2 protein-coding genes and 1 pseudogene are annotated in these 839 nt (G+C 46.7%); all 3 read left to right on the forward strand.

All coding sequences use genetic code 11. From position 1 onward, the window contains the following. Window positions 1–235, forward strand: a pseudogene (locus tag A3766_RS30475) (Ni/Fe hydrogenase subunit alpha); the annotation flags it as partial. 15 nt (window positions 236–250) lie between these two features. Continuing rightward, window positions 251–703 carry a hydrogenase maturation protease gene (locus A3766_RS05600; protein ID WP_068511665.1) on the forward strand — a complete coding sequence of 151 codons (453 nt, stop codon included), beginning with the start codon at window positions 251–253 and terminating at the stop codon, window positions 701–703. A 19-nt stretch (window positions 704–722) separates the two neighbouring features. Beyond that, window positions 723–839 (forward strand): hydrogenase/urease maturation nickel metallochaperone HypA (locus A3766_RS32600; RefSeq protein ID WP_369808602.1); only part of this gene is annotated, 117 nt, incomplete at its 3' end.

Here is an 839-nt window from a genome sequence, read left to right on the forward strand (position 1 = left end):
TAACAATACCGCCATGAACAAAGCAGTGACCGATGTCGCCCGAAAATATATTTCAGGCAAGAACAAAATATCGGAAGGCATGCTCAATCATATCGAAGTGGCCGTTCGCGCTTACGACCCATGTTTATCTTGTGCAACCCATGCGCTCGGCCAAATGCCGCTCAAGGTGGAGCTGTTTGATCATGAAAATAAACTGATCGACAGTAACAGCCAGTTTGTAGATGGCCAACACTAGATGAGCAAGATCTAGATGATTAAGAAGATACTCTTTATTGGCTACGGCAACCCTGGCAGACAAGATGATGGCCTCGGCCCGGCGCTTATTAAAGCACTCGAAGATGACTCAATACTTGCTGATAAAGTAAGCCTTTCTTCAAACTACCAACTCACCGTCGAAGACGCTTACGACATTACACAGTACGACACGGTGGTATTTGTAGACGCGAGTTTAGACTCTTCCCCACCCTTTTCGTTTAATGAAGCCAGCGCTAATGATCAACAAAGCCTGGGCAGCCATCAGCTTCAACCTGAGTCGGTTCTGCAATTGTGCCATACCTTATATGAGACAAAACCCGAAGCCTTTATTCTGGCAATTCGCGGCTACGAATTTGATGTCTTTGACGAGACACTGAGCCCGCGCGCCCAAGGCAATTTAGATAAAGCCCTCGCGTTCACTACCAAGTGGATTAGCGAGCATGCATGAGCTATCACTTGCGGAAAGTATGCGTGAACTCATTGAAGAACAAGCCGAAGCCGAGCACTTCAACTTGGTTGAAGCCGTTTATTTAGAGGTCGGTCAACTAAGCCATGTCGAGGCAGAAGCTATGCAGTTTTGTTTT

This window comes from Oleiphilus sp. HI0132 (assembly GCF_001635845.1).